This window comes from Nitratireductor sp. StC3, assembly GCF_003015025.1.
GTDB classification, from domain to species: domain Bacteria; phylum Pseudomonadota; class Alphaproteobacteria; order Rhizobiales; family Rhizobiaceae; genus Mangrovimarina; species Mangrovimarina alexandrii.
In genome coordinates this window covers 150,228-173,020 of sequence record NZ_PYBP01000007.1, presented here as the reverse complement: position 1 = coordinate 173,020, position 22,793 = coordinate 150,228, and the positions used below count along the sequence as shown (strand labels likewise).

Genomic DNA, 22,793 nt, shown 5'->3' with positions numbered 1-22,793 from the left:
GCCGGGGCATTGCGATGCCTCCACATATTGGGAGTCATCGTGACGAGGATACTGTTGAAGCAGCAGCCAATTCCTCCGGCCTTATCGGACTTCATCACCTTCTCGCCTCGGCCTCCAGGATACGGGATCCTCGATCCAGCGATTGATGTCGGATTCCCGCCACCCGGCCCCGTGGATGCTGATTTTAATCTGGGCGGGGAACGTGCCCTCTGCGATCTTGCGATAGATGGTGGAGCGGGACAGGCCGGTGCGGACGAGGACGGTTCTCAGGCGGATGATACGGTCTGGTTGGTCCATAGTCGTGTTGCCTCCTGCTGGTCGCTTCTGATCCAGACAGAAACAGCGATTTGTTGTTGTGCAAGAGGTATTTGGCTGGCGTCGAACAGTGGCGTAGAAACGGCGGTAAATAGGAAAGATTACAGCCCAAGTCCGCGCCCTCTGCCGAGGTCGATGCCGTGGGTGAGGGCGAGTTCTCGCCCAAGGCTGCGACCTGATTCGAACGAGATGCCTAGTTCTCGCTTGCGATTGGCGAGCAGTGATTCCAGTTGCGGATCGCGCTCCAGGCTCTTGGCCATGTTGCCCATCTCCATCCGCGTGGATTGGTAACCGGACATGTCGCCTGCCTGATACTGGCGCTGGCTGGTCCGGTCGAGCTTTTGCCAGCGTTCCACGAAGCGGTCGGCGCGGCGCTGTGGATCGGTGCGCAGCTCGGTTTCAAGCTGGAGGGCGCGGATGGCGCGGTTAACTTTGCCTGATCCAGCCTCGCAGGCAAGGTCTCCGTCCTTGGCGTAAGCGGCTTCGGCATCCTGCCAGCCGTGGGGCCGCACATCCTCGAAAGCCTTGCGGGCATCGTTCAGTTCCTTCACCTGTTCCGGGGTCGCCTTGCCGCCCATCTCCTGCGTCTCAAAGATCGCGCCCACAGCGCCAGCGTGACGGATGAGCGCCCGCGTGCGGGCTTTGCGCAGCGCCGCTTCCGGGTCTTCCTCCTCCATTCGTTCTGGCCGCATGGAGTCGTGCTGCGCGGCCGCTACATCCGCACTTCCCCTCTCCGGCCGCTGCGCGTCGGCAGGACTAGGCACACCGTCTCCGGGGGAGTGCAATCCGTCGAGCAACCTGTCGATCCTGTCGCGAACCTGCTCGGGCACGACCTTCCGCATGATTTCGGCGACGCGGGCGCGGAAGGTGATACCGCGACGCTCGGCATAGTCCTGTGCCGGATCAAGCTGCTGCTCGTAGTCTGTCGCCATGTCCTTGGCGCGGTCGCGCGACAGGGCATTTATCAGCTTATCCTGGGTAGCGAAGTCGTCGCGGCCATAATGCAGGTCCATAGCATCCCTGGGCCGGGAAAGCGCGACATAGCTGTCATGGACATCGAGCCCCGGTGTTGCCAGAACATGGGTGCGGTCCACTGTCATGCCCTGCGACTTGTGGATGGTGGCCGCGTAACCGTGGTCGATGTGGTCATAGTCTTTGAGGTCGAACGAGATGTCGCGCCCATCGTCGGTGCGTACCATCATGCTCTGCGTGCTGATGTCTTCGATGGTGCCGAGGGTACCGTTCTTCACGCCAAGACCGCGTTCGTTTTGCAGGAACATGACGCGATCCCCAGCGGCAAAGCGGCGCTCGCCGCGCTCGACTGTGAGGCGAATGTCATCACCGAGGCCGCCCGTATCCCGCATTTTCTCCCGCGCCGCTTCATTGAGTTCGCGAACCTCAGCATTGGTATGGGTGAGGATGATCCGGCTGGCGTCCGGGGATGCCTGCCGGTCGCGGTCCCAGCGGTCAATCAGCTCGTCACGTGCCTGTTCCCGAGTCTGGGCTTCATGCACCATGTCATGGCTGTCATAGGCATGGATGGCATCTCGCGTTCGCCCTGTCGCCAGATCGCGCGTCGTGTCGCGCTGCCAGTCCTCGCGCTGACGGCGCACGGTTTCGATTTCGACACCACCATGGCGCTCATAGATCGAGCGGAACGCCGCACCCGCTTCGATCGATTGCAACTGCTGCGGATCGCCAACCAGAACGACTTTTGCGCCGACATCGGCGGCATGGGAGAGCACGCGCTCCAACTGGCGCGTGCCGACCATGCCGGTCTCGTCGATCACAAGAACATCGCGTGACGTGAGCAAGTCGCGGCCGTTCTCCCAGCCATGCTCCATGCTGGCGATAGTGCGCGAGGATATGCCCGACCCGCCTTCCAAATTCTCGGCCGCAATGCCGGACAGTGCAACGCCGCGAACCTCGTAGCCTGCCGCTTCCCATGCCTCCCGCGCTACGCCGAGCATGGCGCTCTTTCCCGTTCCGGCATAGCCGACGACAATGTCAAGATCACGCCCGTCCGTGACATGCGCCAGCGCGTCGGCCTGCTCGCCGGACAGGACAAGCCCACGCTGTTCCGCACGCGCCAAGGCGGCTTCGCGGTCCGCATCGCTCACCTCGTGGCGTTCCCGTTCGGCCATGAGTTCGGCCGCGCGGTGCAGTCGTTGTTCGGCTTCGATCATCGCCTGCGTGGTGAAGCGGTCCACGCCGCGTCCGTCCTGACCGAGTTCGACCAAATCGGGCGCGTTGCGCATCGCGCCCATAACCTCGTTGAACTGGTCTATGCCGTCGCTGTGCCGATGCGCGAACCGCGCCATGTCGCGGCGCGTGAAGGTGGATTGCTGGTGTGTAATGGCGTCCAGTGCGAGGGAAGGATCGGCGATGATGCGCTCGCCATTGTTGCGGGCAATCTCGCGGTGCAGTTCGGCGCGGTCAGCAGCCTCGATCCCGTCGATCTCGATGCGCTGCGCAGGCGCACCGATCTGGCTTTGCGGCTCCAGTTCGATGCCCTGCGCCTCAAGACTGCGATGGTCGATCCGCGCGTCGATGTCGAGTTCGGCAAGACGCTCGTTGGCAAGCTCGGTCCAACGCACCCGCCAGCGCTCGACCATCTCCGTGCGGTTCCAGTCCCGCACTTTCGGACCGAAACCATCCTCGTCCACAGACCTCATCGTCAGCATGACATGCGCATGGGGTTTCGGCATCCCATCCTCGATGTCCCAATGCACATTGAGATCGGCGATCATGCCCTGATCGACAAATTCCAACTGCGCGAAGTCGCGGGCGAGTTCGATGCCTTGCGCCTGCGTCATTTCGCGCGGAATGGCGAACTCCACCTCGCGGGCAAGCTGCGCGTCCTTTCTGACCTCGAACGCTTCGACATCGTTCCAGAGCCGTTCGCGGTCGGACCAACGCTCGGGCGCACCATCCGGTAGCATGACTTCGGAATGGACGACGCCGCGCTTGGCGGAATAGTCCTGAACGCGGTCGATGCGCTCATCGCGCAACCGCGAGGCCGAGCGGTAGGCGGCGGACGCCACCGCGCTGGAGCCTGTCTTGCGGCCAATGACCTTGACGTGAAGATGATAGATCGCCATTGCGATCAAGAATTGCCACGGCAAAGCGAACGTCGGAACGACGTATAAGCGCGCCCTCCCTCGAAAAAATCTCGGGATGGATCGGGCCGTGCCAGACCGTCCCGGCAACATAGAATCATTCCGGCAGGCGCTCAACTATCATCGCTCCATCGAGAATTTGTACGATGACGGAGACGATGATGCGGAAACCACGCGACTACGACGCGGAACTGAAAGCACTGGAGGACAAGGCACGGGAACTGAAAACGCGCAAGGTGCAGCAACTCGGCGAACTGGTGATCGCCACCGGAGCCGATGCGCTCACCGCCGATGAACTGGCCGGCGCGCTGATCGTGCTGGTCGAAACCAAAGATGCCGGAAAGCGGGAGTCGTGGGCCAAGCGCGGAGCGGCGTGGTTTCGGAGCAAATCGCGGCGAACTGCTCCCGCGCCTGAGCGCGACGCTGGCGGCGCTCCGGCGCAACCGGGCAGCGGGCAACCGCCACAGGGCAGCACGGGTGCGGCATGACATGCGCAACTGGCAGGTCGAGCGCCGCAAGCGCACGCGGCATCTGATCGAACTGGGCGGCCTCGTCGTCAAGTCGGGGATCGTCGAACTGACCGGCGATAATCGCTCCACCATACTCGGGGCGCTGCTCTGGGTGGCTGACAAGCTCAACAGCGAGCAAGGCGAATATGCACGCGCGCTCTGGGCCGAAAAGGGGAAGCAGGCGTTCTCGGCGGAACACAACGGCGAGACACCTACCGTGTCACCAGGCCAGCACAGTCGGTCTTAGCCGATGGCGGGCGGCGCGAAGACCTCAAATATCGCAGCTTGCCGCGCAAACACGGTTCATATTGTTTTGTCGGACGGCAAGTCTGCCGTGGTGGAAAAGAGCCATGAGTCCACCCTTATCCCTTGGCAGCCCGTCATCGATCGCCAGCTTGGCCGCGAGGTTATCGGAGTCGTGCAGGGCGGATCGGTGTCAGTTAGGGTGGCAGAGGGGGCTCGCCATTTGGGCGTAACCAACACAACACGCCGGCCATTGCATCGTCAGTCCCGGTGAGCGAGCTATCTAGTGATATTGGGGCTTTCTTATTCGCCACATCCGATCACGTCGCCATCCTCAACGCGGGCGCAAGGGCTATCAATGCACCGCCGCCAGCCCGAACTCAGACAGAATCCAATTCACTGTCTGCATAACAGGATTGCGGGCCGTTCTCTGCGCCACCCAAGACATGAAGAGGTATTCGCCCGAGGATTCGGGATTACGCCAAATCTCCACCAGACGCTCCGCCGCAAGGTCGTCAGCGATCAGGTAGGTTGGCGCGATGGCAACTCCATGACCATTGATTGCCGCCTCCAACGCCAAAGCCGATCGGTCGAAATTTAGCAGACTGTTTCTTTCGCAGCGGCCTGCGGAATCGATCAGGCGTTCCCATCTGCGATTCGAGTCCTGCAAGAGCGGCAAAGACAATACCGTCTTCAAATCCAATGGCCAGTCGGGCCTGAGTAGATGTGGGCTGCACACAGCAACGAATTGAAGTTCCGCGAGACGTATTACCTGACCCCCGGGGGCTTTGTTGCTGGTCTTAGCAGGCCAAATCGCAATCTCGTTTAAGCCAAGATTTCTCTGAAGCAATTCTTCATGTGTTTCGGTTGTAATGGACACGCTCGGAAACTGGGCGGCGAAGCACTTCATTCGAGGCATGAGCCATCTGGAAGCGAACGACGCCCCGAGGTGTAGGATAACCGGGGCACCCACGCGTTCTAAGTCTGCCGCCGCAGTCGCCAGAATCGATAACGCCTCTTCGACAGCCTCGCGATATCTCTCGCCGTTCGGCGTAAGACTAACCCCGCGCGCCTTTCGCTCGAACAATGTAATCCCGAGATCAAGCTCAAGCTGCTTGATGCGTTGAGAAACCGCGCCGTGGGAGATGTTCAGCGCCTCCGCCGCCCGCAGGAAGTTACCGTAGCGTGCAGCAATGGCGAACACGCGCAACGCGTTCAGATTGACGTTATGGACCATCGAAGCCACAGGTGTTAGATTTTCTAAATCCTTGGACAATTATGCTGTTTTGTCAATGCTTCCATGGTCTGCGATCACTGACAAAGTTTCAGTCGTCCAGACGACGGACGATCTCCAAAAGCGGAAGGCCCTCCGATGAGGACGACTATCAGACCTGCCATGCTGTCAGACTTGGAGAGGATCTCAGAACTGCTGCTGGCTGACGCCGAGGCTCGTTGTGCGCTTGACCCTCAGCTATGGAAGCTGGACAGCGCTGCCCGAGAAAAAATTCTGGCTACCGTGACGCTGGCGATGGAGGCCGACAAGCCTGGATTCCGCCAGCAATGGCTGGTCGCAGATACCGGCCGGGATATCGTTGGCGTGACACATTCAATTCTTTTGCCAGTTCCTCCTATTTATGCCGGCGAGTTCGGCCCGCCGGGCTTGATCATGGAAGATTGCTTCATCAAACCCGACGCGCCGCCGGAGACGCGAGCCGCGCTTCTTCGAGCTGCCGAAGCCGATCTGGTGAATGCGGGTGCTCGGATACTACTGGCCTCCAGTGTCGAGGGGGGTGACTGGGAAAGCGAATACCTCCGTCAAGGCTTCGAGCCACTTACGCTATATTTTGCGAAGACCGGCCTGTGCGAAGCCCGCGATTTCACTGATGTAAGGCAAGCGATTGAGGAAGATGTCCCGAACATTGTCACCTCAAGCGCCGTAAACAGGCAGATTTTAAAGGGGCTACACCCGTTCTTTTGGAAACCGCACGATGATGCGGACGACCGCTTCGGATCGTGGATGAAACGCAGCCTGACGTTGAGCGACCGGAATATGTTCGTTTCGGATTCGGGTGGAAGGCTGCGGGGCTATGCGATCTCGCACCCGGCGACCCCGCTGCACTTTCCGAGCCCGCACGACATTTCTGCCGTTGGCGTGATTGATGACTATTTCCATGAAGAGTTAGAGCAGTCCCAAGGACTTGATGCGGGCAGCACCACGGCCGCCGAGTTACTTGCGGCCGCGGAAGCTGCACGAAGAACCCGAGGCGACGCCTCGGTTATGGTCGTCTGTCCGGCGGCTTGGCAGTCGAAGATCACTCTGCTGGAGCAGTCTGGTTACAGGAAGGCGATCACTTGGTTCATAAAGATGAGCGAATGACGGCTACCGGCTTGCATATCACGGTCGGTGTGGGCGGGCTGCTCACGCTGATCGTCGGCATCGCCGTTTGGTTGTGGATGCCGAAAAAGCTGTCGGGATAGCCATGCGGAAACGACGATCAGCGCCGATGATTGATCGTCAATGGGGAGTTCCGACTTCACTTGGGTCGCGTATTCCCCTCTCGTCGCTGATCCAGACACTTGCCGTCGCTGAGTATCTGAGTTTCCGTCATGCTGGGAACATGCTCGGCATCGCCCAGTCCAGCATTAGCCGTCGCATTAAGTTGCTGGAAGAAGAACTCGGCATCCTCCTGTTCGAGCGGAGCACCCGCGGCGTCCGGCTAACCGAGGCCGGGCGCCGCTTCGTTGAAGGTGTTGCCGCTGGAATCGACCAACTCGACCATGCTGTAAAGACGGCCGGTGCCTTCGCATGCGGCGATCTCGGCCGCATTCGCATTGGCGTCCATGCGCTCGCCCCAGGCAGTTTCCTCGATGGCCTTCTCGCTGGCTATCGCGAAGCACATCCACAGGTCATCATTGAGATTGCCGAAGGCACCGCGCACGACAGCATCCACCAGCTTCGCACGCGCGAACTCGACATAGCCTTCGTCGCCGGTGCGCCCGATCTCCCCGATTGTCATACCCGTCGCATCTGGCACGAACCGCTCTTCGCCGCCCTGCCCGCCAATCATGCCCTTGTGGACCGGTCGGGTGTGACTTGGGCCGATCTGGCAGGCGAAACCTTCCTCGTCCGCAACGGCGGGACCGGCCCCCAAGCTTATGAATATATCATCCAGCGCCTTGCCGGTCGCTGGCCGGCGGGGCCGTCGATCCTGCGCTGCGACGTCGAGCGCAACACACTGATGCAGATGATCGCGCAGGGCTTCGGCGTGTCCATAGCAGGACGGGCGACGGCGCTGATCAACATGGCCGGCGTTGCGTTCCGGCCGTTCTATGACGAACCGGAGCCGGTCCCGTTCTCAGCAGTCTGGTCGCCCTATAATCAGAGCGCGACGCTGCGCAATCTGCTCCACCTCGCCGGCAGGTTGGGACGGTCAAGGCAGGGGCGAGCCATATTATAGGGCTATGGTGTAAATGTAGTGCTCATCACTATCGGTCACGGCCCGCCAAACACCGCCTATTGCAGCACAAATTCACCGGGTATCTCCTTAATTATCAATCAGATAGGTGGTTGCTAGGCAGTTGATCTAAGGGGCAGGTTCTTGCACGCTCTACCACGCAGAATCGCCCTATGAGTACAACCGCCGATAATGCGCTAAAATGCCCTTTGCATCCATCGGCGAACAGGGTGGGCATGACCAGATTTGGCTTTTTACCGACCGCCCGCTCTTAGAGTCCGTGCCGAAACCGCTCATGAGTTTCGTGCGATGCGCCTGACGAGGATCATGACGGCTGCAGCGTAGAGGAATGCGGTGGCGGATTCGATGGTGGCCTCTGCATCCTTCCATAGCCTGCGGTTGCGGCTGACCCACGCGAAGAAGCGCTCGACTACCCACCGCCTTGGCTGGACCGTGAATCCGATCTGGTCGGGCTTGCGCTTGACGATCTCGACGGCGATGGAGGTGGCTTCGGCTACCCGCGGACCCTGATAGCCGGCATCGGCGAAGACCTTGCGGATGAAGGGGAACGGCCGCCGTGAGGCTTGCAGAACGGGGCCTGCACCGTCGCGGTCCTGGATGCTGGCGGGGTGCGGGAACAGCACCAGCGCCCGGCCGTCGGTATCGACGAGGGCGTGGCGCTTGCGGCCCTTGATCTTCTTGCCGGCGTCATAGCCCCGCGGCCCGCCGCTCTCGCAGGTCTTGACCGTCTGGCTGTCGATGATCGAGGCCGTGGGCGAGGCCTCGCGTCCGCAGCGCTCGCGGTCCAGCATCAGCAGACGGTGGTTGATCTTTTCGAACAGGCACTCGTCGCGGAAGCGGCGGAACCAGCGGAACACTGTGCTTCTGGGCGGGAAGTCCGACGGCAGAAGCCGCCAGCCGATGCCGCCGCGCATGACGTAAAAGATCGCGTTCATGATCTCGCGCAGCGGCCATCGGCGCGGCCGTCCCGTCTTCGCCGCCCCCGGCATCATCGGCGCGATCAAACTCCATTCCCGATCCTTCAAGTCGGTTTCGTAACGCAGGTGCTCTCGGCTATGCTGGCGGCGGGTAGCTGGCGTCCACATCAGGTCTCTCCGAATAGGCTTCGACACCCAATTCGGAATCACGACCGCGCCAGCTACTCAACCGTTTCGGCACGGGCTCTTAGAGTGAGATTATAGTATTGGCCGCTCCAACTCCGCCTGTACCTGTAGCCTTTTAGTTAGGACTGAGAGAGATCAACTCGAGATAGATGTTGTATGGTGCCAAATCTAGGTGATCGACTCGACAAGGGCTATCTTCTACCTTCCCCATAGCGGCAAAATGCACGAGGGGGGCGATGGTGGAGGCAGCAAGACGACAGACGCGACATAGGGTCGCCAGCCTGCTGATTTACGCCGCTTTGCTGGGGACGGTCCAGTATTGGGTGGTCTCGACGGGCTTCACGCCCAACGAGAACGCCATCTGGCTGTATAGCGGATTCGCCAGTCTCCTGTTTGGCAGCCGCCTGCTCAATCCGCATTTCACGCCTCCGGCGGACGCGGCCACGAACGCATTCATGGCGCTGGCGGCGCTGATAGCGGGGTCCCTTGTCGTTGCGCCGGGCAGCGCCGATGCCGTGCTGTTGCGGGCCATTATTGCGCTCTGCGCCGTCATATGTGTCATATCCGTCCTAGTCCTGCTCATCAGGGCCCCGGTCGGCGCGGAAACCCGCCCCCTCGTTCGGCTCGCGGACAAGGCGGTTCGCGGGCTGGGAAGCCCGGTCGTGATCTTCACGATCGTCATCCTGCTGTGCGCCTGGCTCTTTCACCGGACCCGCGCCGACGAGGTTACGGCCATTCTCAGCGCCTGGGCTGTGATCGTCGTCCTGCGGCCCGTGGAGTCGGTCCTAAGCTTCGTCGATTGGGCCAGAGAACAATGGGGCGTGGTCAGGGCCGATCAGGTCATCGGCGCGATAGCGGCCTATCAGTCGCCAGGAATCGTACTGGTGCGGCAGCTCGGCGATAGCAGCGTGCCGCGCGGCACGCCCATGGTGGTTGCCGACAATAACGGGCCGTGGATGCTGGGTGTCGCCCTGAACTATGTCGGGCGCGACGAGGGCAACCTGCTTCGTGTGCTCACCGTGCGGCTGCCGGAAGGCCTCAAGAGCCGTATCAGCAAGTTGCCGAAGGCACGGGGCACAGGTATCGCCCTCGCACTATCCGCCGCGCCGGAAGAACTGGCCGATGTGCCCGCCATCCAATGGATCAGTCGTCTGTGCGGCGTAGTCGTCAGCGACACCAATCTCGACTACGTGTTGTTTGAAGTCACGGAAGACAGGGACCTAGCGGAGGGGCGGCTGGTGGAAGCCCGCATCGGCGACCATCACGTTATTTTCCAGATCATCGACGGACTGACGAGAGAGGAAATCGTCCAGCAGAAGAACACTTACGGCTATGCGCGGGCCAAGGCCCGGAAGATCGGCCGGTGGGACGCAGAGGCCGAAAAATTCGTACCAGTGAAATGGCTGCCCCGGATCAATGCGCCCGTCTTTCTGCTGGATTCCCACGAGCAAGCCGTCTCTCCCGGCGCGGTCGGACATTTTCCGAGTACGAATTTCGGCGTTGGACTGAATATCTCGGACGCGGTGACGCATAACACTGCGATCCTCGGCATTCTCGGCATTGGCAAGAGCTACCTGTCGATCGAGTTGGTCGAGCGGATGATCGCCGATGGAATAAAGGTGATCTGCCTCGATTTGACGGACCAGTACGCCAAGCTGCTGAGCGAGTTCTTGGATGACGCGCATGAACAGCAGTTGGATGACGAACTGCAAAAGGCTGGCGGTCGAGGCAAAGCCGAACAGAACCGCGAGGAAGGCGGTACCATTAATCAATTTTCGCAGAAGCTCGCGGAACAGCTACGCGCGTTCGTTGTCGAGGATGGCCGCAATCTGCGCGTTCTGAATCCCGCAGCGTTCGATGTGTGGAGGCAAACGGGCTTCAAGGACTACAAGACCGGCGACGCATCTATGGCGTCCTTAACGCCCACCGAAATAACAGCGATCATATCAGATGCCGCCCTAACGGTGTGCCAGGAACTCGGCATGATCGACCAGGCGCGGGTCTGCCTCATCTACGAAGAAGCACATTCACTTGTCCCTGAATGGAACTCGGTGGTTGCAGAAGGAGATAAGGCGGCAACGGCGCGGAGCGCGCGGGCGATCCTGCAAGGACGCAAATACGGTCTCGGCTGTCTGCTCATCACGCAGCGCACGGCCAATGTGACCAAGACGATCCTCAATCAATGCAACACGATCTTCGCCATGAGAACCTTCGACGATACGGGAAAGGAATTCCTGTCCAACTACATCGGCCGCGACTATGCAGGCGTACTTCCCAGCCTCGAAGCGCGGCATGCCGTAATTTTCGGCAAGGCCTCGTCCTGCGAGAATCCGGTCCTCGTGCGCTTGAATGACCACCAACCCTTCCTCGATGCTTTCCGCGCAGCACATCCGGTCCAGCCATTGCCTGCTGCGCCAGCGCCTCAAGACGAGCCGGAGCCTGCCGAGCAGGCGAACGAAGTCGACGACCAAATTCCGTTCTAAGCTAAATGCATGTCTCGATGCTTGCCACACACGGACGGAATCGGTGGAAAGCGGAATGCCGTTATATTTGTCAGAACCATCAGTCATATTCATACCACCACTCTTAATACACAAGGTAGGCAGTCGTGTCGTTCAAACTCCCCGTTTCAGCACTTGAGAAAGCAATCAAGCATCTTTGCAAATACGGTGACACCGATGTGTTCCCCCATTTGCCGGAGCTTGCGTTCTTTCGGGACGAGAGTGCAGCCATCGTGACTGAACTCAAGGAACTTGACCTTGATTCCTATAACCCAGGTGGCGCGTTCGAGGCTCTTGCGCCGAAGAGCCGTTTCGGTTTCAGGATTACTCATCAGTTGAGTGCTGTGGACACGGTCCTGCTTCTTGCCGCGGTCATAGAGATCGGCTCTCTGATCGAAGCTAGGCGACCTGATCCGAAAGGTCTTGAAGCGTTTTCGTATCGTTTCGACAGTGCGACCGAGGAGTCACTGTTCCTGCCAAACCGTACATTTAAGGATTGGCTCCATGCGCAGCAGAACCGAATTCAGGGTAGCCTCAAGATAAAGCAGGTGGTGCTGACGGACATCTCGGACTTCTATGCCCGCATAAATTTTCACCGCTTGGAAAATCTACTCGACGAGGCCGCCCCCGCGAACGGCGCGGCAAGATACATCAAGAAAGTGATCAAGGTCATCCGGGCGAAGCAGTCGTTTGGATTGCCGGTTGGCGGTACTGCGGCGAGACTGCTGGCTGAGCTGGCACTTTCCGACACTGACAAGGCGCTCATAGACCACGGCATCATAGCCACGCGATTTGTCGATGACTTCCGCATCTTTCTGAACGCCGGCGACAATCCGTATGACGTCCTAAGCTTTCTTGCCCAGCAGCTCAGCATAAACGAGGGCTTATCGCTCAATGCTGCAAAGACGAGGGTCATGTCCCGGACGGCGTATTTGGAAACGCTCAAAGGGCTGACCAGTGACATATCGGAGGAAGCCGAGGGAGAGGCGCTCGAAACCTTAACTGCGGACATCTATTTCGAGGAATCGCCAGATCCTGAGGATGTAGAGGCTCTCAAAACACTTAATTTGCTTGGGTTTCTTCAGGAGGAAATCGGCAAGGAGGACTATGATGTTGGCCGTATCAAGGTTATTTTCCGCGCCCTTAAGATCGCAAAGCCCCCAGATGCCATCGAATACATCATATCGAACTTTTCGGAACTTGCGGTGTTCGCTAAGGAGGTTAGCCTTCTGATGCAGGCGTTGGAGGAGGAAGTCCCTGGCTGCTTCAACGACCTCACGGAGAGCATTATTTCAGCAGTCTTGGAACCCCCCGCGTCCAGCATCCAAGTCATGCGAACCTGGCTACTGGAACTGTTCGTGCGCGGCACCGTGCCGATCACAGGTATACAGTTCCAGAAAATCGAAAACCTATCGTCGCTACTGGATAAGAGGCAGCTTCATATTATCCGGAGTAGGACCAACAACAAACATTTCTTTCGCATGAACAAAGCCGCTGCCGGGCAAATTCCGCCCTTCGAGCAGCCCGCATTCATTTCCGGCGCCGCGTGCTTGCCGAAGGACGAATATGAAAACTGGCTCGTTACGCTCAAACCGATCTTCTCAGGGCCGACCTGCCACCTATTCCTTAAATGGGCGAAATCCAACAAGGATAAGTTAATCGTAAAGCTTGGCGTCTCAGTAGAATCTCATGTTGAATAGTAAATATGTATACTTGCAGCAGGTACAACGGAGCGGCCCCTCGCGATTTAAACATGGCTACGACAGAGATGAAATTGCGGCTTGACCCGTTCTGAGGCTGTATTGCGAAACGATGCTCTGTACTTTCTCACACCAGTTTCCCCTATTCGTTGAACAGTTTCTCAACCAGGGGCGCATGTTGCGCCGTCGTTTCCGGGAAGAGACTGTTACAGACATTTTGATGGGTGGGCTCATCACGGCTGGAGGCGGACGTCTAGTTGTTGAGTTCCCGGACGAGCCGATCACCGGTGCCGATATGGAGTGGAACTTCGTTGACAGGCGCACGTCAACGTTCTTCCGCCTCATGTTGCAAGCCAAGCAGGCATATGGCGACGGGTCGATATGGACGCGACACTGCTACCGGGAACTGCTGCACACGTCCGGCTCGGGAGGCAAATTACAAGCGGAGGCGTTGTGCGATGCTGCGCGCCTGCCAAGGTCGTCGACGTACCCGCTCTATATCTTCTATCATGCCGCCGGCACCTGTGAGATGGCGCGGCGTTCCGGTAATACATCGATCGCCGGCGTCAACATTGCCGACGGCTTCGTGATCGAGCGGCTTGTCAAGGCCGCAACCACGCGCACCCTCCGCACGAGCAATAAGAGCCTGCGGGTTATCGCACCGAAGCTGGCACCGCTGTCGGCTCTGTTCTGCCCAGCTATGATCGCGCCGGTACCACCTTTCGCATTTGCACCCGGAGCGGTCTCATCACCCATGTATCTTAGTGTATCCGCAGGCCGTCGCGTCCTGGGCGTCGCGATGCCGCCCACTCCAGCTGGTGTTCGTGCCCGCGTACTTGATCTCAGGGCAGCGGCATTACTGGAGAGCGCTGATCTAGCCGAACAACCTGGCGACACCCTCCCCGACGTTCCCGAGGTATCGGACCGCATACCCGATGACGTGCAAGACGTTTTGAACCGAAGAGAAGAAGGCGCAGGGCCTACGCCCGGGCTTAACCGCTGGCGCTTGACGTTTGTGTCGGCCAGTCCCACTCCAAGCGACGGCGAGTAGGAGGTCTCAAAAGACATGCTCGACGAGGACCTTCGTCACCGTGCCCGCCGGCTCATGGCCGGCGACCGTCGCGTGGCCGACCTCGATCGCCTGTTTCTCGGACTCAGAGCACGCGCCGGCTTTCAGGCCTGTTTTCGTGAAATCGGAGACTTCGTCGCCCACCGCGACACCCGCGAGAAGGGCCTCATAACCCAAGTCGGCCGGGACGTGTTCACTAGTGTGGATGTCTGGAGCTCAAAGATGCGCGGCCGCGAACCGACTTGGGCGGACATCGCCCGCGCCGCCCACGCAAATTTCCGGCTCGCATCCGACGAGCAGCTAAAGGCTGGATGTGGTTGTAAGCGATCGTCTGCCAAGCAGCGGCTGCAACGAGCGCTGGTCAAAGTCGAGCAGGGAAAGAGGCCGACTGACAAGGAAGTCCAGACGCTCGACTACCTTGGTAACCGGTTCATCTGGAAGCCTGCCTTTACTGCCGCGCAGCTTGCCGCCGAGTTCATAGAGGTGTTGCTCCGAACCGGCATCACTAAACCGGGAGATGGCGGTTTTTCTGAGGAGACGCGCACCTTCCTCGCGCTTTACGCGATCGCCCTCATGCACGGCTCGGCAATCATCCTAGCGGACGGCCGTCGAGGACGCCTCTTCGCCGGATTCGCCAACCGGCAGCGGCATCTTGAAGTAAAGGTCGAGATCATCTTCAACGAACTCTCGAAGCCGCTGATGGCGCCGATCTGCCTTTTTCTGACCGACCTGTCCCCGGAAGAGAACTGCTCGCCTACCTTGCTTCAGTCCTCCGATCCTGTGCTCCCCTCGCATTGGAATTTTCCGCTCGACCTTGGGCCGGATGGTAAGCTGGATCGGGTTGGCTGAAATACGATTCGACCAACCCGTTCTACTGTCCTTAGAAATTTGCATTAAGGAGAACCATGGAGGGCTATAGCGTAGACGTAGTTCTCGGTTTCATCGTTTTCGCCCCGGCGGACTGGGCGGGATCCGAACGCGTGAGATCCGACGAATACGATCGCGCTGCCTAGCCCCAGAGCCTGAACCTGATCGCGAGGTGGCCGCCCATTGAGCGGCTTAACTGCTTATGCCGCTGGCGACGATTATGCCACCTGGAGGCCGCGAGCCGGCCGTGGAATGCGCGTAAAACTAACGGCCCGCCTTTAATGCGTCTAGCAAATCTCCCCACTCCTGCATCAGCGTAACCCGCTGCTCCCAATAGGTGGCGCGGTTGTAGGTCCGCCGGATGGCGTTCTTGTCCTGATGCGCCAGGACCGCCTCAATTACGTCTGGATCGTAGTTGCGGGCGTTGAGGATGGTGCTCACGGTCACCCGGAAGCCGTGCGCGGTCACTTCGTCCTTGCTGTACCCCATACGCCGCAGCGCGGCATTCATGGCGTTTTCGGAAAGCGGACGCTTGGTCGAACGGATCGAAGGAAAGACCAGACCACCGTGTTCGGAAAGTGGCCAGACCTCTTCCAACACTCGGAGCGCCTGTTTGGACAGCGGCACGTCGTGCGGAACGCGCATCTTCATACGCTCGGCGGGAATGCGCCAAACAGCCTTCTTTCGGTCGAACTCGTCGCGGACCGCTCCCCGTACCTCGCCGGGACGGACACAGGTGAGGGCGAGGAACTGGAGAGCAGCTTTGATGGTCGGCCAGCCGTCGTAGTCATCGATCGCCACTAGGAGCTGACCGAATTTTCTCTCATCAGTGATAGCGGCACGGCCATTGGCTTTCGGCGGCTGGAGCGCGCCCTGGAGGGCCAGGGTAGGGTCGGTTTCAGCCCTGAGGGTGACAATGGCCAGCCGAAAGACACTGCCGATCACGCCGCGCAAGCGCCGCGCCGTCTCTCTTCGACCGCTCTTCTCGATCTTCTGGAGGAGCTGGAGGATTTCGGCCGGGGTGATCTCTTTGATGGGACGCCTGGCGAGCGGGCTGGCTAGGTCTTCGAGGAGCCACTTGGTCTTGGTGACGGTGGCCGCCGCCGCCTTCCGTTCCTCCATCCGCTTGACGTATTCCTCGGCGATCAGGCCGAACGTGGTGCGCGCTTCCGTGATGGCCGCGATCTTCTCCTCCTTGCGTTTTGTGGAGGGGTTGATACCGGCAATAAGCAGCCTCTTGGCTTCGTCGCGCTTCTCTCTCGCGTCGAGAAGCGACACCAGCGGGTATTTCCCAAAGGAGAGGATATTTTCCTTCTCCAGGTAGCGATAGCGCAATTGCCAGAGCTTGGAGCCACTTTTTTGGACGAGGAGATAGAGCCCGTCGCCGTCGGCGAGACGATACGGCTTGTCCTTGGGTTTGGCGTTCTTGCAGGCGAAGTCGGAAAGCGGCATGGGTAACGGGCCTCCGGGGTAATGGGTAATACCCGGATCGTTACCCACAAACTGATGCGTTGCAATGGTATGTGGCGGGGCGCCATGAGCAGCCAGAACCAGCTAACTCATTGATTTTTATTGATGGGAGGGACGCTATGAGAAGCTATGGGAAGGGCTAATGGTGCCCAGGGGCGGAATCGAACCACCGACACGCGGATTTTCAATCCGCTGCTCTACCAACTGAGCTACCTGGGCACGGCTAGCGGTCGACCGCCGGCCGGAGTGCTGAAGGCCGGCGCGAACCAGCCCGAAAGCGCGTGGGTTATAGCACGAGTTTGGCCCCTGTCCAGCGTCGCCACAGGGAAAATTCGCAGGCGCGGACGAACCCGTTTTCCCGCGCCTCCCGACGCCCCGGCACACGGGCCCGGCAATCGCGGAAGACCGGGCGCGAAACGCAGCGGAGGGCCGAAACGGCGCCCCGTTTCAAGATACCAGATGTCCTCGCAACGGCCTGACCGGCGCCGATTCACGCCGGGCGAGCGGGCCGAGACCGGGGCGAACCGGCCCGTGTCAGGCTTGGCCGTCGTCGCCGTCACCGGAGATATCGGCCGATTCGCCGGGAATGGCATAGCGGCCGGAAAGCCAGCGGTTGAGATCGACCTCCTTGCAGCGCGTCGAGCAGAAGGGAAAGGTGGGGCGCGCCGACGGCTTGCCGCATTCGGGGCATTTGGCGCGCGGCCTGAGCGGCGTCACCTTGGGGTCGTGTGCAGTGTTCATCTCGATCTCAGCGGCTGCGCCAAAAAACCGGTCCTTCGGCCCCGCCATATCGGATTGTCGGCCGCGGCGTCAAACAAGCCTGTCGGCTCGGGCATCGTCCGTCAGGCGGTGCGGGCGCCCGAGAGCCAGGCGAAATGCACCTTGTAGCCCTCGCCGGTCAGCAGACCGACGGTTTCGTAGAGCGGCAGGCCGACGACGTTGGAATAGGAACCGACCAGCTTGACGACGAAGGTGCCGGCAAGCCCCTGCACGGCATACCCGCCGGCCTTGCCGCGCCATTCGCCGGAGGCGAGATAACTCTCCAGTTCCTCGCGCGACAGCCGCTTGAAGCGCACCCTGGTCTCGACCAGCTTCTGGCGCGTCTTGCCGGACGGCGTCTTCAGGCAGATGCCCGTATAGACGCGGTGGGAACGCCCCGACAACAGTCGCAGACAGTTGGAGGCTTCGTCGAGCAGCTCGGTCTTGGGCAGAATGCGGCGCCCGACCGCCACCACAGTGTCTGCGGCCAGGATGAAGGCGCCCTCGAAACCGTCCTCCTCCGACAGCGCCGAAAACGCCTTTTCGGCCTTGGTCTTCGACAGGCGCTTGGCCAGAGAGCGCGGATGCTCGGCCTTGGCCGGCGTCTCGTCAATGTCGGCGGGAAAGACGCGATCCGGCTCGATGCCGGCCTGCTGCAGCAGTTCGATGCGTCGCGGCGACCCCGAGGCCAGCACCAGATTCTGGAATACGCTCATGAATGAACCGTCGGCACGCGGCCGGTTTGGGCCAGCGCTATTTGAAGCGGTAGGTGATGCGGCCCTTGGTGAGATCGTAGGGCGTCATTTCGACCAGAACCTTGTCGCCGGTCAGAACGCGAATGCGATTCTTGCGCATCCGTCCAGCCGTATGGGCGATGATTTCGTGTTCGTTTTCGAGCTTGACCCGGAACATTGCATTGGGCAGCAATTCCGTGACGGTGCCCGGAAATTCGAGGACTTCTTCCTTCGACATTCGGTACCTTTTCTTGAGAACATATGCGGCCGGCACCCGGGCGGGCCGCAGATCGCGCGGAACCTATATGATTATCCCGCACTTGTGAACACGCTTATTGCGCCGGCGCGCCGCCGCCGAAGCGATCGCGAATCCGGGCTTCGAGGCGATCGCGCACCTCGCGATAGGCGGCGAGGATGTTTTCGCGCGAGCCCGAGACGATCGAGGGGTCCGGCGTGGGCCAGTATTCGACCTCCACCGACAGTGCCCGCGTCAGTTCGAGCGCGGCGTGATGCGCCTCGGGCGCCAGCGTGACGATCAGGTCGAAATAGTCGTCCTCCAGATCGTCGAGCATGCGCGGGGGGCGCTCAAGCGGCGCGAGGCCGTTCTCGGCAAGCACGGCATCGACGAACGGGTCGCGCTCGCCGGCCCGCACGCCGGCCGAGGCCAGAAACACATTGGCCGGCAGCAGCGCACGCGCGATGCTCTCGGCCATCGGCGAGCGGATCGCGTTCATGCCGCACACGAAAAGGATGGAGTTGGGCGCGGCGCGACCGATACCCGGCGACGGGTTGGATGCGGGAACGTCCGGCACACTCAAGAGCGCCCTCACCCACGCCAATGCAGCACGCAGATCAGCGTGAACAGCCGCCGCGCCGTGTCGAAATCGACATCGATCTTGCCGGCGAGCCGATCCATCAATGTCTGCGAGCCTTCATTGTGGAGCCCGCGCCGGCCCATGTCGATCGCCTCGATCTGCGACGGCGTGGCGCTACGGATGGCTTGATAATAGCTTTCGCAGATCATGAAGTAATCCTTCACGATGCGCCGAAAGGGCGTCAGTGACAGAATATGGGTGACGACGGCGGCGCCGTCCTCGCGCGATACCTCGAACACCAGCCGGGATTCGGCCAACGACAGGCGCAACCGATAGGGGCCGCCGTCGTCGCCGACGGGGCGGAAGTGGTTTTCCTCGATCAGGTCGAAAATCGCGACGGCGCGTTCATGTTCGACATCGGGCGTCGAGCGCCCGATCGATTCATCGAGGACGACGTCGACAAGGCGGGACTTGGTGCCGGTGCCCTGTTCCACCACCGCCTCACATGTTGAGCCGGATGGCCACGGAGCGGGCATGGGCGCCCAGCCCCTCGGCCTCGGCCAGCGCGATCGCCGCCGGCGCCAGCGCCCGCAACTGCTCCGATCCCAGTTTCAGGATCGAGGTGCGCTTGACGAAATCGAGTACCGACAGACCGGAAGAAAACCGTGCCGAGCGCGCGGTCGGCAGGACGTGATTGGAGCCGCCGACATAGTCGCCGATCACCTCCGGCGTATAGCGACCGATGAAGATCGCGCCGGCATTGCGCACCCGCGCGGCAAAGGCTTCGGCGTCGTCGAAGGCAAGTTCGAGATGTTCGGGCGCGATCCGGTCGGCAAGCGCGACGGCCCGGTCGAGCGACGGCACCAAGATGATGGCGCCGAAATCGCGCCAGCTCGCCGCCGCGGTCTCGCCGCGCGTCAACTGCTTGAGCTGACCGTCGACGGCGGTCTCGACGGCTGCCGCGAACGCAGCATCGTCGGTGATCAGGATCGACTGGGCGGCGGTATCGTGTTCGGCCTGGGCAAGCAGGTCGGCGGCGATCCATTCGGGATCGTTGTCGGCGTCGGCAACGACCAGCACCTCGGAGGGGCCGGCGATCATGTCGATGCCGACCTTGCCGAACACCTGGCGCTTGGCGGCCGCGACGTAGGCGTTGCCCGGCCCGACGATCTTGGCCACCGGCCGAACCGTCCCGGTACCGTAGGCGAGCGCGGCGACCGCCTGCGCGCCGCCGAGGCGGTAGACCTCCGACACGCCGGCCAGGCGCGCGGCCACCAGCACAAGCGGGTTGAGCACGCCGTCGGGCGCCGGCACGGTCATCACGATACGCTCCACACCGGCAACCCGCGCGGGCACGGCGTTCATCAGCACCGAGCTGGGATAGCTCGCGGTCCCGCCGGGTACGTAGAGCCCGACCGATTCCACCGGCGTCCAGCGCGAACCGAGCTCGACGCCCAACGCATCGGTATAGCGGTCGTCGGCCGGCAACTGGCGCCGGTGATGGGCCGAAATCCGGTCGCGGGCCAGCTCCAGTGCCTCGACCGTTTCCGGATCGGCGGCGGCGAGCGCGGTGTCGAACTCAGCCTCGCCGACGCGCAGCGTTTCGGCACTCAGGGAATTGCGGTCGAGGCGTTTCGTATAGTCGATGAGGGCTTCGTCGCCGCGTGCCCGCACATCGGCAACGATGTCGCGAACGGTCTGGTCGACGTCGTCGGAAACCTCGCGCTTGGTTTCCAGAAAGGCCGCGAAGCGCGTCTCGAAATCGGCCTTCTGCGCATCGAGTGTGATTGCCATTGCCGGCCGTTCCTCAAATACCGTGGCTGGGCCGGGCGCGCGCCTCCCAGGCGCCGCCAAGATCGGCCAGTTGCGCCTCGATGCACTCGACCGCGAGCCGCAGCACGCCGCCGCCGGCGAAAACCAGCTCGACCACCCCGCCCGGCGCGTCGCCCTCGATGAAGCGCAGGGCAAGCAGCGACAGGACGTCGTCGGGTTTCTCGCGAGCAATGCCGGCGGACTTGACCGACAGGACGCGGTCGAAATGCAGGATCGCGTTGCGGCGCTCATTGTGCGGCACCAGCAGCTTTTTCGGCGCTTCCCACACGAACCGGTTCATCGGCAGCACCACCCGCCGCTCGCGCGGCAGATAGTCGATGTCGCCGATCTTGATCACCGCGTCCTGGACGTGGGCCGAGATGATGCGGAGATCGTCGGTGTCGAGCGCCACAAGTTTCAGAAAAGACATGGATATCGGCTCGGTTCCGGTCGGTGTGCCAGTTCGCGCCTGTGTTAGGCGGTCTTTTCGGCAAGCGCAATCCGGCGCCGCGATTCCTTGGCTGCACGAGCGGCCAAACAGCACGCTCAGCTGGAAATACGTTCGATCTCGGCCCCGCAGCGCGAGAGCTTTTCTTCCAGCCGCTCGAAACCGCGGTCGAGATGATAGACCCGATTGACCGTGGTCTCTCCCTGGGCGGCCAGGCCAGCAATGACGAGCGACACCGAAGCGCGCAGATCGGTCGCCATGACGGGCGCACCGTTCAGTTGCGGCACCCCCTCCACGATCGCCGTCTGCCCCGACAGGCTGATATGGGCGCCGAGCCGGGCCAGTTCCTGGACATGCATGAAGCGGTTTTCGAAAATCGTCTCGGTGATGCGCGCGCGGCCCTCGGCGCGGGTCATCAGTCCCATGAACTGGGCCTGCAGGTCGGTCGGAAAGCCCGGAAACGGTGCGGTCGAGATGTCGACCGGCGCGATGCCGGCGCCGTTGCGGGCGACGCGGATGCCTTCATTGGTGGTGCTGATCTCGGCGCCGGTGCGCGCGATCGCCTCGAGCGCGGTTTCGAGAAGGTCGGCGCGCGCGCCTTCCAAAAGCACGTCGCCGCCGGTCATCGCCACCGCCATCGCATAGGTGCCGGTCTCGATCCGGTCGGGGATGACGCGGTGGCGCGCCCCTGACAATGCGCTTACGCCCTGGATCAGGATGGTGTCGCTTCCGGCGCCGGATATGCGTGCGCCCATGGCGTTGAGACAATTGGCAAGGTCCGCGACCTCGGGTTCGCGCGCGGCGTTTTCGATCACCGTTTCGCCCTTGGCCAGCGACGCCGCCATCATCAACACATGGGTGGCGCCGACCGAAACCTTGGGAAAGACATAACGGCCGCCGGCAAGCCCGTTCCTGGCGCGGGCGACGACATATCCGTTGTCGATGTCGATCTCCGCGCCGAGCGCGCGCAACCCGTCGATGAACAGATCGACCGGCCGCGTGCCGATGGCGCAGCCGCCCGGCAGCGACACGCGCGCCTCGCCGATACGCGCCAGCAAGGGGCCGATCACCCAGAAACTCGCCCGCATCTTGGAAACCAGCTCGTAGGGCGCGGTGGCGTTGACGATGTTGCGGGCGGTAAAATGAATGGTGCGCGAATAGCCGTCGCCCTGGCTTTCCCGGCGCCCATTGACCGAATAGTCCACCCCGTGATTGCCGAGAATGCGGATCAGCTGCTCGACGTCGGCCAGATGCGGGACATTTTCCAGGGTCAGCGTATCGTCGGTCAAAAGCGCGGCGATCATCAGCGGCAAGGCCGCGTTCTTCGCGCCGGAAATGGGGATCGCCCCGTTCAAAGTGTTGCCGCCGACGATCCTGATCTTGTCCATTAAACCCGCTTTCGGCGCTTCCGCGCCCGCTGGTGTTGCTTTCTTGACGAGCCGGTCTATGTCAGCCGGCCGCCCGGTTCAAGAAAATCCCCGCAAAACCTCTAGCCGGCAACAAGGCCGAAATCAGGCGGTGCATCTATTGCCCGTCGTCTCGCGCTGTCTTTTCACCGTTTTCGGCGCATGTGGCATCGAGGCCGTCGGGGCGCTGATCGGCCTCGCCGGCGCGGCGCGCACGCGCCTGCGCCTTGCGGCGTGCGAGATTGGCGCGCAGCTGTCCGGCGAGCCGCGCTTTGCGCGCCGCGCCGTCGTCCTGCTTGTGCGTCTTGTCGGCCATCGTCTCCCCGGCCCGATGTAAAATGGTCGCCCCAGAAATAGCCCGCCCGATGGGCGTCGATCAACCGTGCCGAAAACCGAGCCCCGGCGACGGCTTTGCGGCGCTGTCAAAAATGGCGGCCGGCTGCTTGC

The 22,793-nt window shown here is 61.4% G+C and carries 22 protein-coding genes, 1 tRNA gene and 1 pseudogene; 9 read left to right on the top strand and 15 right to left on the bottom strand.

Features of this window, described 5'->3' with window-relative positions; translation table 11 throughout:
* Nucleotides 1-81: 81 nt before the first annotated feature.
* Both C7T96_RS15945 and traA read right to left on the bottom strand, forming a co-directional pair.
* A complete protein-coding gene (locus C7T96_RS15945) occupies nucleotides 82-297 on the bottom strand; it encodes an AlpA family phage regulatory protein (protein ID WP_106572236.1) in 216 nt (71 codons plus the stop codon).
* 119 nt (nucleotides 298-416) lie between these two features.
* Nucleotides 417-3,416, bottom strand: coding sequence for a Ti-type conjugative transfer relaxase TraA (gene traA / locus C7T96_RS15940; protein ID WP_106572235.1), 3,000 nt, complete (start codon nucleotides 3,414-3,416; stop codon nucleotides 417-419).
* Nucleotides 3,417-3,595: 179 nt separating this feature from the next.
* Here traA and C7T96_RS15935 point away from each other — a divergent pair, with 179 nt between their 5' ends.
* The 3 genes and pseudogenes from C7T96_RS15935 to C7T96_RS15925 form a co-directional block, all read left to right on the top strand.
* Entirely contained in the window at nucleotides 3,596-3,922 is a 327-nt protein-coding gene (locus C7T96_RS15935) for a conjugal transfer protein TraD (RefSeq protein WP_199190497.1), read from the top strand.
* A gap of 1 nt (nucleotide 3,923) precedes the next feature.
* A complete protein-coding gene (locus C7T96_RS15930; RefSeq protein WP_106572233.1) occupies nucleotides 3,924-4,190 on the top strand; it encodes a conjugal transfer protein TraD in 267 nt (88 codons plus the stop codon).
* A gap of 51 nt (nucleotides 4,191-4,241) precedes the next feature.
* A pseudogene (locus C7T96_RS15925) lies at nucleotides 4,242-4,460 on the top strand (DUF3363 domain-containing protein); the annotation flags it as partial.
* A gap of 81 nt (nucleotides 4,461-4,541) precedes the next feature.
* Here C7T96_RS15925 and C7T96_RS15920 read toward each other — a convergent pair.
* Nucleotides 4,542-5,423 carry a LysR family transcriptional regulator gene (locus C7T96_RS15920; protein ID WP_106572232.1) on the bottom strand — a complete coding sequence of 294 codons (882 nt, stop codon included), beginning with the start codon at nucleotides 5,421-5,423 and terminating at the stop codon, nucleotides 4,542-4,544.
* Nucleotides 5,424-5,558: 135 nt separating this feature from the next.
* On the opposite strand from C7T96_RS15920, the gene C7T96_RS15915 reads away from it, so the two are divergent.
* Together C7T96_RS15915 and C7T96_RS15910 are read left to right on the top strand one after the other, a co-directional pair.
* Nucleotides 5,559-6,563, top strand: a complete 1,005-nt coding sequence (locus C7T96_RS15915) for a hypothetical protein (RefSeq protein ID WP_106572231.1) — start codon at nucleotides 5,559-5,561, stop codon at nucleotides 6,561-6,563.
* A 127-nt stretch (nucleotides 6,564-6,690) separates the two neighbouring features.
* Nucleotides 6,691-7,644 (top strand): LysR family transcriptional regulator, encoded by a 954-nt coding sequence (locus tag C7T96_RS15910; RefSeq protein WP_106572230.1) that lies wholly within the window; start codon nucleotides 6,691-6,693, stop codon nucleotides 7,642-7,644.
* A 290-nt stretch (nucleotides 7,645-7,934) separates the two neighbouring features.
* Here C7T96_RS15910 and C7T96_RS15905 read toward each other — a convergent pair whose 3' ends face one another.
* The gene (locus C7T96_RS15905; RefSeq protein WP_106572229.1) at nucleotides 7,935-8,747 is read right to left on the bottom strand and encodes an IS5 family transposase; all 813 of its coding nucleotides are present in this window, start codon (nucleotides 8,745-8,747) and stop codon (nucleotides 7,935-7,937) included.
* Between the two features lie 254 nt (nucleotides 8,748-9,001).
* Here C7T96_RS15905 and C7T96_RS15900 point away from each other — a divergent pair, with 254 nt between their 5' ends.
* The 4 genes from C7T96_RS15900 to C7T96_RS15885 all read left to right on the top strand — a co-directional run bounded on the left by C7T96_RS15900 (nucleotide 9,002) and on the right by C7T96_RS15885 (nucleotide 14,884).
* A complete protein-coding gene (locus C7T96_RS15900) occupies nucleotides 9,002-11,248 on the top strand; it encodes a DUF87 domain-containing protein (RefSeq protein WP_106572228.1) in 2,247 nt (748 codons plus the stop codon).
* A 125-nt stretch (nucleotides 11,249-11,373) separates the two neighbouring features.
* On the top strand, nucleotides 11,374-12,966 hold the full coding sequence (locus tag C7T96_RS15895; RefSeq protein WP_106572227.1) for a reverse transcriptase domain-containing protein: 1,593 nt from the start codon (nucleotides 11,374-11,376) through the stop codon (nucleotides 12,964-12,966).
* A 112-nt stretch (nucleotides 12,967-13,078) separates the two neighbouring features.
* Nucleotides 13,079-14,017: a DUF6615 family protein gene (locus tag C7T96_RS15890; RefSeq protein WP_106572226.1), complete on the top strand. Its 939-nt coding sequence runs from the start codon at nucleotides 13,079-13,081 to the stop codon at nucleotides 14,015-14,017.
* A 15-nt stretch (nucleotides 14,018-14,032) separates the two neighbouring features.
* Nucleotides 14,033-14,884: a hypothetical protein gene (locus tag C7T96_RS15885; RefSeq protein WP_106572225.1), complete on the top strand. Its 852-nt coding sequence runs from the start codon at nucleotides 14,033-14,035 to the stop codon at nucleotides 14,882-14,884.
* A gap of 282 nt (nucleotides 14,885-15,166) precedes the next feature.
* Here the strand turns inward: C7T96_RS15885 and C7T96_RS15880 are convergent, their stop codons facing one another.
* The 11 genes from C7T96_RS15880 to C7T96_RS15830 all read right to left on the bottom strand — a co-directional run bounded on the left by C7T96_RS15880 (nucleotide 15,167) and on the right by C7T96_RS15830 (nucleotide 22,662).
* The gene (locus C7T96_RS15880; protein WP_106572224.1) at nucleotides 15,167-16,354 is read right to left on the bottom strand and encodes an integrase arm-type DNA-binding domain-containing protein; all 1,188 of its coding nucleotides are present in this window, start codon (nucleotides 16,352-16,354) and stop codon (nucleotides 15,167-15,169) included.
* Between the two features lie 161 nt (nucleotides 16,355-16,515).
* Nucleotides 16,516-16,591: transfer RNA gene (locus C7T96_RS15875), tRNA-Phe, on the bottom strand.
* A 315-nt stretch (nucleotides 16,592-16,906) separates the two neighbouring features.
* A complete protein-coding gene (gene yacG, locus C7T96_RS15870) occupies nucleotides 16,907-17,113 on the bottom strand; it encodes a DNA gyrase inhibitor YacG (protein WP_106572283.1) in 207 nt (68 codons plus the stop codon).
* A 101-nt stretch (nucleotides 17,114-17,214) separates the two neighbouring features.
* The gene (locus C7T96_RS15865; protein WP_106572223.1) at nucleotides 17,215-17,847 is read right to left on the bottom strand and encodes a Maf-like protein; all 633 of its coding nucleotides are present in this window, start codon (nucleotides 17,845-17,847) and stop codon (nucleotides 17,215-17,217) included.
* A 37-nt stretch (nucleotides 17,848-17,884) separates the two neighbouring features.
* Complete coding sequence (infA, locus tag C7T96_RS15860) at nucleotides 17,885-18,103, bottom strand: translation initiation factor IF-1 (protein ID WP_106572222.1); 219 nt, start codon at nucleotides 18,101-18,103, stop codon at nucleotides 17,885-17,887.
* A gap of 94 nt (nucleotides 18,104-18,197) precedes the next feature.
* The gene (locus C7T96_RS15855; RefSeq protein ID WP_280951740.1) at nucleotides 18,198-18,677 is read right to left on the bottom strand and encodes a low molecular weight phosphatase family protein; all 480 of its coding nucleotides are present in this window, start codon (nucleotides 18,675-18,677) and stop codon (nucleotides 18,198-18,200) included.
* A gap of 14 nt (nucleotides 18,678-18,691) precedes the next feature.
* On the bottom strand, nucleotides 18,692-19,174 hold the full coding sequence (locus C7T96_RS15850; protein WP_238719663.1) for a UPF0262 family protein: 483 nt from the start codon (nucleotides 19,172-19,174) through the stop codon (nucleotides 18,692-18,694).
* Nucleotides 19,175-19,181: 7 nt separating this feature from the next.
* Nucleotides 19,182-20,474 carry a histidinol dehydrogenase gene (gene hisD / locus C7T96_RS15845; protein WP_106572219.1) on the bottom strand — a complete coding sequence of 431 codons (1,293 nt, stop codon included), beginning with the start codon at nucleotides 20,472-20,474 and terminating at the stop codon, nucleotides 19,182-19,184.
* Between the two features lie 13 nt (nucleotides 20,475-20,487).
* On the bottom strand, nucleotides 20,488-20,922 hold the full coding sequence (locus C7T96_RS15840) for a DUF2948 family protein (RefSeq protein ID WP_106572218.1): 435 nt from the start codon (nucleotides 20,920-20,922) through the stop codon (nucleotides 20,488-20,490).
* Between the two features lie 116 nt (nucleotides 20,923-21,038).
* Nucleotides 21,039-22,328 (bottom strand): UDP-N-acetylglucosamine 1-carboxyvinyltransferase, encoded by a 1,290-nt coding sequence (murA, locus tag C7T96_RS15835; RefSeq protein WP_106572217.1) that lies wholly within the window; start codon nucleotides 22,326-22,328, stop codon nucleotides 21,039-21,041.
* A gap of 136 nt (nucleotides 22,329-22,464) precedes the next feature.
* On the bottom strand, nucleotides 22,465-22,662 hold the full coding sequence (locus tag C7T96_RS15830; protein ID WP_199190492.1) for a hypothetical protein: 198 nt from the start codon (nucleotides 22,660-22,662) through the stop codon (nucleotides 22,465-22,467).
* Between the last annotated feature and the right edge of the window lie 131 nt (nucleotides 22,663-22,793).

Coding starts and splice junctions, on each gene's coding strand:
- C7T96_RS15945 (WP_106572236.1), bottom strand. CDS start 297: ATGGACCAACCAGACCGTATCATCCGCCTGAGAACCGTCCTCGTCCGC.
- traA (WP_106572235.1), bottom strand. CDS start 3,416: ATGGCGATCTATCATCTTCACGTCAAGGTCATTGGCCGCAAGACAGGC.
- C7T96_RS15935 (WP_199190497.1), top strand. CDS start 3,596: ATGCGGAAACCACGCGACTACGACGCGGAACTGAAAGCACTGGAGGAC.
- C7T96_RS15930 (WP_106572233.1), top strand. CDS start 3,924: ATGCGCAACTGGCAGGTCGAGCGCCGCAAGCGCACGCGGCATCTGATC.
- C7T96_RS15920 (WP_106572232.1), bottom strand. CDS start 5,423: ATGGTCCATAACGTCAATCTGAACGCGTTGCGCGTGTTCGCCATTGCT.
- C7T96_RS15915 (WP_106572231.1), top strand. CDS start 5,559: ATGAGGACGACTATCAGACCTGCCATGCTGTCAGACTTGGAGAGGATC.
- C7T96_RS15910 (WP_106572230.1), top strand. CDS start 6,691: ATGATTGATCGTCAATGGGGAGTTCCGACTTCACTTGGGTCGCGTATT.
- C7T96_RS15905 (WP_106572229.1), bottom strand. CDS start 8,747: ATGTGGACGCCAGCTACCCGCCGCCAGCATAGCCGAGAGCACCTGCGT.
- C7T96_RS15900 (WP_106572228.1), top strand. CDS start 9,002: ATGGTGGAGGCAGCAAGACGACAGACGCGACATAGGGTCGCCAGCCTG.
- C7T96_RS15890 (WP_106572226.1), top strand. CDS start 13,079: ATGCTCTGTACTTTCTCACACCAGTTTCCCCTATTCGTTGAACAGTTT.
- C7T96_RS15885 (WP_106572225.1), top strand. CDS start 14,033: ATGCTCGACGAGGACCTTCGTCACCGTGCCCGCCGGCTCATGGCCGGC.
- C7T96_RS15880 (WP_106572224.1), bottom strand. CDS start 16,354: ATGCCGCTTTCCGACTTCGCCTGCAAGAACGCCAAACCCAAGGACAAG.
- yacG (WP_106572283.1), bottom strand. CDS start 17,113: ATGAACACTGCACACGACCCCAAGGTGACGCCGCTCAGGCCGCGCGCC.
- C7T96_RS15865 (WP_106572223.1), bottom strand. CDS start 17,847: ATGAGCGTATTCCAGAATCTGGTGCTGGCCTCGGGGTCGCCGCGACGC.
- infA (WP_106572222.1), bottom strand. CDS start 18,103: ATGTCGAAGGAAGAAGTCCTCGAATTTCCGGGCACCGTCACGGAATTG.
- hisD (WP_106572219.1), bottom strand. CDS start 20,474: ATGGCAATCACACTCGATGCGCAGAAGGCCGATTTCGAGACGCGCTTC.
- C7T96_RS15840 (WP_106572218.1), bottom strand. CDS start 20,922: ATGTCTTTTCTGAAACTTGTGGCGCTCGACACCGACGATCTCCGCATC.
- murA (WP_106572217.1), bottom strand. CDS start 22,328: ATGGACAAGATCAGGATCGTCGGCGGCAACACTTTGAACGGGGCGATC.
- C7T96_RS15830 (WP_199190492.1), bottom strand. CDS start 22,662: ATGGCCGACAAGACGCACAAGCAGGACGACGGCGCGGCGCGCAAAGCG.